The 3,262-nt window shown below is 54.1% G+C and carries 2 rRNA genes; both read right to left on the bottom strand.

The annotated features are described in order from the left end of the window. Positions 1-62 precede the first annotated feature (62 nt). Positions 63-174: ribosomal RNA gene (rrf, locus tag K3G63_RS22495) — 5S ribosomal RNA — on the bottom strand. A gap of 90 nt (positions 175-264) precedes the next feature. Further along, positions 265-3,168 (bottom strand): 23S ribosomal RNA (locus tag K3G63_RS22490). Positions 3,169-3,262 lie beyond the last annotated feature (94 nt).

The following is a 3,262-nucleotide window of genomic DNA, read 5'->3' as shown; positions in this document are numbered from 1 at the left end:
GGGGGGGGAACGCAACACGGCCCCCCGCAGCACGAAGTCGCGGGGGGCCGTGGAAGGCATAGGGTTGGCGGCGACCGACTCTCCCACCGATGAAGGCAGTACCATAGGCGCACCGGGGCTTAACGACTCTGTTCGGAATGGGAAGAGGTGAACACCCGGGCTAAAGCCACCATTGCTAGCTGCGCGCGACCCAAGGGGGCCGCGGGCACTATCGTTGACGTCAAAAACAAGAGAGAAGCCTACTGGCTGGAAAAGCTACGGAGCTACAGAAGTGTTCGAGTCCTTAGTACGGCTCGGCTGTGCGATTTCGCGCTCTACACCTACCGCCTATCAACGTTGTGGTCTCCAACGACTCTTCTAATCGGATATCTCATCTTCAGGTGAGTTTCGCACTTAGATGCTTTCAGCGCTTATCTCATCCCAGCGTCGCTACCCGGCGCTGCAACTGGCGTCACAACCGGTGCACGAGCGGCTGGTCCAACTCGGTCCTCTCGTACTAAAGTCAGGTCCTGTCAAATATCCTACGCCCACCACAGATAGGGACCGAACTGTCTCACGACGTTCTGAACCCAGCTCGCGTGCCACTTTAATCGGCGAACAGCCGAACCCTTGGGACCTTCTCCAGCCCCAGGACGTGACGAGCCGACATCGAGGTGCCAAACCTCCCCGTCGATATGAGCTCTTGGGGGAGATCAGCCTGTTATCCCCGGCGTACCTTTTATCCTTTGAGCGATGGCCCTTCCATGCGGAACCACCGGATCACTATATCCGTCTTTCGACCCTGCTCGGCTTGTAGGCCTCACAGTCAAGCTCACTTCTGCTATTGCGCTCTACAACCGGTTACCAAGCGGTCTGAGTGAACCTTTGAAAGCCTCCGATACTTTTTTGGAGGCGACCACCCCAGTCAAACTACCCAGCAGACACTGTTTCCGTTTCCAGATTAGGTGCCAAACAACACAAGGGTGGTATTTCAACGTTGACTCCCCAAGACCTGGCGGCCCTGGTTCACAGTCTCCCACCTATCCTACACATGTGTTGTCCAGCATCAATGTCAACCTATAGTAAAGGTGCACGGGGTCTTTCCGTCCCGTGGCGGGTACTCGGCATCTTCACCGAGACTACAATTTCACCGAGCTCACGGCTGAGACAGCGCCCAGATCGTTACACCATTCGTGCAGGTCGGAACTTACCCGACAAGGAATTTCGCTACCTTAGGACCGTTATAGTTACGGCCGCCGTTTACCGGGGCTTCGATTCAAACCTTCGCTTGCGCTAAGTTCCCCTCTTAACCTTCCGGCACCGGGCAGGTGTCAGGCCTTATACTTCCGCTTACGCGTTCGCAAAGCCATGTGTTTTTGTTAAACAGTCGCCTGGGCCTTTTCACTGCGGCTTCTTGCATTGCTGCAAGGAAGCGTCCCTTCTCCCGAAGTTACAGGACCATTTTGCCGAGTTCCTTGGCCGTGATTCACTCGAGCGCCTCAGGATGCTCTCCTTGACTACCTGTGTCGGTTTGCGGTACGGGTTATAAAGCAGTAAACGCTTAGCAGGTTTTCTTGGCAGTCTGATTAGGTACACTATCCCGTTGGCCGAAGCCGCCAGGTACTATCACGTTTCAGCTAGGTGGGCGTACTTGACTACCCTCCCAAAACCTACACGCTTTAACGAGCACTTCCGTCCGCTCGCGGTACTTTCACTTCTGCGTCACTGCATCACTCCACTTCATAAGTGCTGGAATATCAACCAGCTGTCCATCGACGTAGCCTCTCGGCGTAGCCTTAGGTCCCGACTAACCCTGCTCCGATTAGCGTTGAGCAGGAAACCTTAGTCTATCGGCGAGGGGGTTTCTCACCCCCTTTATCGTTACTCATGCCTACATTTGCTTTTCTGGCCGCTCCAGCATGCCTTACAACACGCCTTCACCGCTGACCAGAATGCTCCCCTACCACTTGCCTAAAGGCAAATCCATCGCTTCGGTACCGGACTTGATGCCCGCGTATTATCGATGCCCTCTCGCTCGACCAGTGAGCTGTTACGCACTCTTTAAAGGAATGGCTGCTTCCAAGCCAACCTCCTGGCTGTCAAAGCAAGTGGACCTCCTTTGTTCAACTTAGTCCGAATTTAGGGACCTTAGCGGATGGTCTGGGTTCTTTCCCTCTCGGCATGGGACCTTAGCACCCCACGCCTCACTGCCGCGTATATCAACTGGCATTCGGAGTTCGTCAGGATTCGGTAGGCTGTGACACCCCCTAGTCCTATCGGTAGCTCTACCTCCAGCTGACTCCACCGCGACGCTGTACCTAAATACATTTCGGGGAGTACGAGCTATTTCTCAGTTTGATTGGCCTTTCACCCCTACCCTCAAGTCATCCAAATCCTTTTCAACGGAAACTGGTTCGGACCTCCAGTTGGTGTTACCCAACCTTCATCCTGCTCAAGGGTAGATCACAAAGTTTCGCGTCTACCCCCTCTGACTCTGCGCCCTATTCAGACTCGCTTTCGCTGCGGCTCCACGACTTCAGTCATTTAACCTTGCCAGAGAGGAGTAACTCGTAGGCTCATTATGCAAAAGGCACGCTATCAGGGCACTAAACCCCTCTAACTGCTTGTAAGCACACGGTTTCAGGTTCTTTTCACTCCGGTATTCCCGGTTCTTTTCACCTTTCCCTCACGGTACTAGTTCACTATCGGTCTCTCAGGAGTATGTAGCCTTAGCGGATGGTGCCGCTGGATTCAGACGGGGTTTCTCCGGCCCCGCCCTACTCAGGAATCCTCTACCGTGCCTAATCAGTTCGTCTACCGGACTCTCACCGTCTCTGGTTGGCCTTCCCATGCCATTCAACTAAGATTACGCAATCAGATGTTGAGGTCCTACAACCCCCGGCTGGCCGTAACCAGTCGGGTTTGGGCTCCTCCCCGTTCGCTCGCCACTACTTGGGGAATCATATGTTATTTTCTGTTCCTCCGGGTACTTAGATGTTTCAGTTCCCCGGGTTTGCCCCTTCCTCTTAAAAGAGAAAGGTCCTTGGTCTTCAACCAAGGGGGTTTCCCCATTCGGACATGCACGGATCACCTGGTATGTGCCCATCCCCGTGCCTTATCGCAGCTTATCACGTCCTTCATCGCCTCTGAGAGCCTAGGCATCCCCCGTGTGCCCTTGTCTACTTCTCGTAGTGACTCGTTCCTTGCGGAACAGAGTCGAGCTTAACTTGCCTTACACAGGCAAGCCAGTATATTTCTCTCTTGTTTTCGTACGTCAAAGAAC

Origin of the sequence: Hymenobacter sp. HSC-4F20 (assembly GCF_019599275.1) — a bacterium.
Lineage (GTDB): Bacteria > Bacteroidota > Bacteroidia > Cytophagales > Hymenobacteraceae > Hymenobacter.
This window is presented reverse-complemented; position numbering and strand designations above follow the sequence as displayed.